This is a genomic window from Pseudomonas fluorescens, assembly GCF_902498065.1.
Classification (GTDB): domain Bacteria; phylum Pseudomonadota; class Gammaproteobacteria; order Pseudomonadales; family Pseudomonadaceae; genus Aquipseudomonas; species Aquipseudomonas fluorescens_BJ.
Genome location: NZ_CABVIR010000014.1, coordinates 23,110 through 29,373 on the forward strand (window position 1 = coordinate 23,110; position 6,264 = coordinate 29,373).

Below are 6,264 nucleotides of genomic sequence, written 5' to 3' on the forward strand. Positions count from 1 at the left end.
GGGATTGTAAGGACAGTTTTCAGCCCGGCCTTGCCGCCAAGCGACAACTTCTTATAGCGCAAACCCCGGTTTCAGCCGGGTTTACGGCAATGCGACATATAGCGTCGCAAAGGCGCAGTTTAAACCGGCGGCACAGGTTATAGGCAGGCTTGTGAAGCGATGCGGTAATTATGTACCGCACACCCTGCTTCATCGTCTGTTTTGCTGCGCGTCCATCCAAACGCTAAGGGATTAGCGCAATGACCCAACATGAATCCGAGCTTACGGCTCAGCCAGACACGCATTTTCAGCATGTCTTCCACAATCTGCCCGACTGGGTATTAACAACGTCGCCCGCCACCCGCCGCGCGCTCAAGAGCGCGCCGCTGGCCATTCCTGACTGGCACACCCAGGCAACCCGCCAGCAGCATCAGGCCCTGAAAGCAGCCAACACGCACTACCTGACCCAGCGCAACCACCTGGAATCGATGCTGAATAAATTGCAGAACGCCCGGGACTTTGCCGAACCGCTTCTGCGAGACGCATTGAAAACCCGCTACGGCCTGGACCTGGACGTCAAGACGACTTTCCTGCGCCTGTACATCCCGCAGACCATTCCGTGGTTCCCGATCAAGACCGGTGCCGCGCGCACCTGGACGGTATCGCTGCTCGACGCCGCCCTGCACAACTTTCAGGATTCGGAAAGCGAAGCAGAGGCCTACGAATCCGCCTCGACGTTCATCACAGAACCTTTGTCCACGGGACAATTCGAGACGTTGCCGGCGATCAAGCGCCAACTCTCCATTCAGCACTTCACCCGGTTGTGCAGGGAACTGGATATCGGCGGTCGATACGAGACTTACCTCAAAGAATATCTGGGATCGACCAACCCGGTAGTGGCTGCCGTGTTGAAGGCGAGCGTGATCAAGACGCACAAGGCCGCCCTGCTTTCAGCCCTGCACATGGCCCAGGCCCGGGGCGACCTGCCGCTGGATGCCCATCAGTCGATTCTCGACATTATCGAGGGTCGCGAAAACGTGGGACTGGACAACTGGCGACTGCACTGTCACGACCTGAAAATCATGTCTTCAACGCTGACGGGCATTGTCATTTTCGCGCCGAGGCTTGAGCTCACGTCCCAACGATCACGGATCATCGCTTACATCCCCGATGACCCGGAACATCCGCTCAAACAGTACCCCGACACCTTGGCGTTCATGACCGAACTGACCCGCAAACTGCGCGCCCCGGCTTATCAGGCGTTCTTCAGCCGGTTCATCGATCATCAGGAACGAGGACACTTTTTCGCCGACCTCAACAGCCGTCTCAGCGCGGTCACCTGGCATGAACACCAGCGCGGTGATCCGCTGCCGAGCTGGCGCGACACCCCCATCGACAACCCCAACCTGCAGTTCTCGGTGAGCTCGATCAGAAACGATCTGTGGACGCACCTCTACCAGCAGCAACTGAACAAAATACTCAATGACGCACGCAGCCTCGCGGTCTCTACCGCCAGTGCCGACCGAACGGCACGGTGGGCGTCATGGGACGCCTTCAGCAATGTCGCGAAAAAGATCCTTGAAGTGGCGTCGTTCGCTGCTCTGCCCTTTGTTCCGTTTCTGGGCGAAATAATGTTGGGCTACATGGCCTACCAAGTGCTCGACGACACGTTCGAAGGCATCATCGACTGGGCTGAAGGCCTGAAAACCGAAGCATTCGGGCACTTGATGACGATCGTTGAAACGGTGGTTGAACTCGGGACGTTCGTGGTGGGCGGCGCCATGGCGGCCAATGCATTCAACGGCCTCATGTCTCGCGAGGCGGTGACACTGATTTCCCCGCTCAAACCGGTCGAAACCGCCACAGGAAAAACCCGATACTGGAAACAGGATCTGACCCCTTACGAACAATCCGTTGATTTGCCGGACACGGCCACACGCGACCCTCTCGGCTTGTATCAGCATCAGGGCAAAACGCTGGCTCGCATTGAAGACAAACTCTACTCGGTCAAACCGGACAGCAAGACTGGCCGCTTTCAGATTCAACACCCGAACCGGGCCGATGCCTACCAGCCCGCTCTGCGCCACAACCATCATGGCGCCTGGCAGACCCTGCTGGAGCGACCGCTGACGTGGGACCGGGAAACCGTGCTGCGTCGACTCGGCCAGAGCGTCGAATCGTTCAGCGGTGCCGAGCGCGAGCAAATCCTGCAGATCAGTGGTTTTCACGACAACGTGTTGCGCGAGATGCATGTCGAGAATCAGCGCCCGCCTTCGCTACTGACCGACACGATCAAGCGCTTCAAAATCGACCGCGACATTCAGGCACTGGTCGAACAGACCGGCAGCGAACATCCCGATCGCTATCAGGCGTTGAATCAGCGCTCATCGTTGTTCCAGTCTCGCTACCGCGAACTCGAAAAAACCGACGACCGCCATGTTCAACTGCTGCAAGGCGAAGTGCGCGGACTGCCCACGGATATCGCGCAAGAACTGGTGAGCAACGCAACCGGCACCGAGCTGAAACAAATGCACAGCGGGCGCTTGCCGCAACGGCTCAAGGATGTAGCACTGAAAGCCATGGACGCGGTGCGTGTCGCCAGAGCCTACGAGGGGTTTTATCTGGAGGGCATGGAGACGGCGGACACCCATCGCCTGGCCCTGCACACGCTTGAGTCACTGCCCGGCTGGCCCGCTCGCCTGCGCATCGAGGTCAGGGAGTTTTCCCATGAAGGGACGTTGCGCGACAGCATCGGCCAGCCCGACGCGCCCCTCCTCAGGACGTTGGTGTACGCCGAGGACGGCACTTACAAGGTCCATGAAAACACTGAGCTGCCGGGGGACTTTTATCAGGCCATCCTTCAGGCATTGCCGGAAACGGAGCGCAACGCGATGGGCCTTTCCGCCGAAGACGGCCCGACACTCAAACAACGCATCGTTCGGCAAGCACAGAACCAACCGGAGTTGCGCAAGCTACTGGCCAAGCACCCCAACAGGAAACCTTTCTATGACCCGACGACCATGCGTCTGCCCGGAGGAACGGAGGGTTACAAGCGAATCGGTGGCCGGACACCGACGCTCAATGACAGGGTGCTCGAGGTGTATCCAGGTCTGCCCCAGGATGAACTCCTCGCCATGGTCGCCCGCTTGCAACGCCACCCCGATGGCGCTCGCGTTGAGCTTTCGCGCCTGCGCAATGAAATGGAACGGCTGCACGAGGATCTGGGTCGCTGGATAAACGAAGCGCCCACCGTGCACCCCGAAACCAGGCTTCCACTGAGCGAGCTGGAACAACAGGCCCAGCAGCACAACCGACGGTTGCTGGCCCAGGAAATCCAGCGCAGCTGGCGCAGGCAGTCAGACCGGGACCTGGACTCTGCGGACAGCAGTGACCGATACGTGCTGCGGTTCGCGGAACCGATTCTGGGTGACCTGCCGGTTCTGACGGCAGACTTCAGCCACGTCTCCCTGCTCGCCCTTGAAGGCAGTCGCGCAGAGCAAGGCATTCACGGGTTTCTGCAACGCTTCAATAACCTTCGTCGCCTGGATTTACAGCGCTTCTCCCTGGACACCCTGCCCGAGGCCATCCCACAGATGACCAACCTCGATGCCTTGCTGCTCCAAGACTGCGCGATCAGGTTCGACGCCGCCACTTGGTCAAGACTGACCTCATTGAAAAAACTGGTGATGCTGGACCTGTTCCGCAATCCATTCGCCACGACTCCCGGCATCGAATCCATGCCTGAACTGGTGCACCTGGACCTGAGCGAAACCGGTCTGACTGAAATCCCCGCCAGCGTCGTCACGCATCCCAGGCTCGACGCGCTCATGCTGATCAATAACCGAATCACCGAGCTGCCTGCCGGGTTGTTCGACAGCGTGGTCTACGACAAGCGTGGCATACACCTGTCGGACAATCCGCTCGTTGACAGCGTTCGACAACTCATCAAGCTGCATTACCTCGAAACCTCATACGATCTGGGCGTCTATGCCCCCGAGGCAGATATCGAGCGTGTCAGGGCGCTTTACCCGAACATGGAAGTCGAGCAGGCCAGCGACTTCGTCTACGAATTGCCCGGGACCCTGGAAGAGGGCCGGATAGAACTGACCAGGCTGGAAACGGAGCTCGCTCAGTTGAGCAGCGACCTGGCGGCATGGACCGCCGACCTGCCGCCGCTCCACCCACGCACGGGCGAACCGTTCAATGAACGCCAACTGTTTGTCGAGCACGCCAACCGCGATGAATTCATGCAAACGCTGCAGCAATGCTGGCGGCATCAGACCGATGTGGACGATTTCAATGATTCACTCGAACCAACGTTCGATCTGGTCATCAATTCCCGAATAACCGGAGAGCTGCCAACCCTCAGCGCCGACTTCAGCCATGTCTCGGCGCTGGAACTGCAAAGTGTCGATGGCGTGACCCGGATCGGACGCTTCCTCGACGCCTTCCCCAACCTCAAAAGCCTGAGACTTCAAGAATGCGACCTCGGCACCCTTCCCGAGGCGGTGTTCAAGATGGGGAGACTGCGGTCACTGTCGCTGCCTGAATGCCGCATCACTTTGTCAGCGGAGTCGGCAAACGCATTGGCAGGAATGGAACAGCTGGACTATCTGGATTTGAGCGCCAACCCTTTGGGCCACACGCCCGATCTGAGTCAAATGAAGGGGATCGCCACCGTCCTGCTCGCCGAGACCGGCATCACCGAAGTACCCCGGGGCCTGCTGCAGCTGGAGGAACTGGATTGGGCCGACCTGAGCGATAACGCCATCACCGACATACCGAGCGACATCATGGAAGTGCCCGTGGAAGTGGCAGAAAACATCAATCTTCGAGGCAATCCGTTTTCCGAGGAAAGCGTGTTACGGCTGATCGACTACTTCGAGAGCACGGGCGCGGATTTCGGTGTTGAAGAGGTGATCAACCGAGGTGAGCTGCAGACTTCATCCTCGGAGGGGTCCGAAATCGACGAGTAAGACGGCCGTCAGCCTCGTTCCGATGGCACCGACGACAACTCGAACGGACTGCTGCTGCGCCGCTGGTTGCGATCTTCCCGTGGCGTGGCGCCGAAGAAGTTGCGGTAGGCACTGGAAAAATGCGGCCCCGAAGAGAAGCCGCACGACAGGCCGATCTGGATGATCGACTTGCTGGTCTGCATCAACATCTGCCGGGCCTTGTTCAGGCGCAGTTCCAGGTAGTACTGGCTCGGCACGCGGTTGAGGTATTGCTTGAAGATGCGCTCCAGCTGCCGACGGGACACGCACACGTGCTGGGCGATTTCGTCGGTGGTCAGAGGTTCTTCGATGTTGGCTTCCATCAGCAGCACGGCTTGGGTGAGCTTCGGATGGCTGGAACCGAGACGGTTCTGCAGCGGAATGCGTTGGCGTTCGCCGCCTTCGCGGATGCGTTCGACCACCAATTCTTCGGACACAGCACCGGCCAATTCGGCGCCGTGATCACGGGCCAGCACGGCCAGCAACAGATCGAGTACCGACAAGCCGCCGCACGCGGTCAGACGATCGCGATCCCAGTCAAACAGATGACTGGTGGCGATGACTTTCGGGAAACGTTCGGCGAAATCGTCCTGCCAGCGCCAGTGCACGGCAGCGCGATAACCGTCGAGCAAACCGAGCTGCGCCAACGGGTAAACACCGGCCGACAGACCGCCGATCACGCAACCGGCACGCACCAATTGTTTCAGCGAACTGCTGAGCGCCGGCGCGAGTGTGGTCGGCGGCTCATCGGCGAGCAGGAACAGCTTCTGGAAATTTTCGAGCTTGCCGGCCCACGGCTCACCCGGCAATTGCCAGGCGCCTTCGGTCGGCGGTTCGGCCTGCAAAAACGACAGTTCGTAGACCACGTCCGGATGCACACGCTGGGCAACACGCAAGGCCTCCTCAGCCAGCGCAAGCGTCAGTGCTTTAGTGCTGGGCCAAATCAGGAAACCAATTCGATGGGCAGTCATGGCGGGCAATCCGAAACGAAAACAGTGATGAAGGCATGGGCCAATGCTAGCCCGGAAATGAACGCAAATCTCAAAACCAACACAGATCAAACTGTGGGAGCTGGCCTGCCAGCGATAGCGGTGGGTCAAATAACATCTCTGGTGCAGACATACCGCTATCGCTGGCAGGCCAGCTCCCACAGGGATCGGAGCCGGCCTTCAGGTTGCGAAGCATGCACTATCCCGGTGCGCAACGGGAGTTCGGTTTACTTCAGGCTGCCCGAGAGGAATTGCTGCAGACGCTCGGACTGTGGATTGACCAGCACCTCGCGCGGGTTGCC

The 6,264-nt window shown here is 59.4% G+C and carries 2 protein-coding genes and 1 pseudogene; 1 reads left to right on the top strand and 2 read right to left on the bottom strand.

Features of this window, described 5'->3' with window-relative positions; translation table 11 throughout:
• The first annotated feature begins 239 nt into the window (after positions 1 to 239).
• Positions 240 to 4,955, top strand: a complete 4,716-nt coding sequence (locus F8N43_RS29070; protein ID WP_150654708.1) for a dermonecrotic toxin domain-containing protein — start codon at positions 240 to 242, stop codon at positions 4,953 to 4,955.
• Positions 4,956 to 4,963: 8 nt separating this feature from the next.
• Here F8N43_RS29070 and F8N43_RS29075 read toward each other — a convergent pair whose 3' ends face one another.
• A complete protein-coding gene (locus F8N43_RS29075; RefSeq protein ID WP_010457247.1) occupies positions 4,964 to 5,944 on the bottom strand; it encodes a GlxA family transcriptional regulator in 981 nt (326 codons plus the stop codon).
• 245 nt (positions 5,945 to 6,189) lie between these two features.
• A pseudogene (locus tag F8N43_RS29740) lies at positions 6,190 to 6,264 on the bottom strand (amino acid ABC transporter ATP-binding protein); the annotation flags it as partial.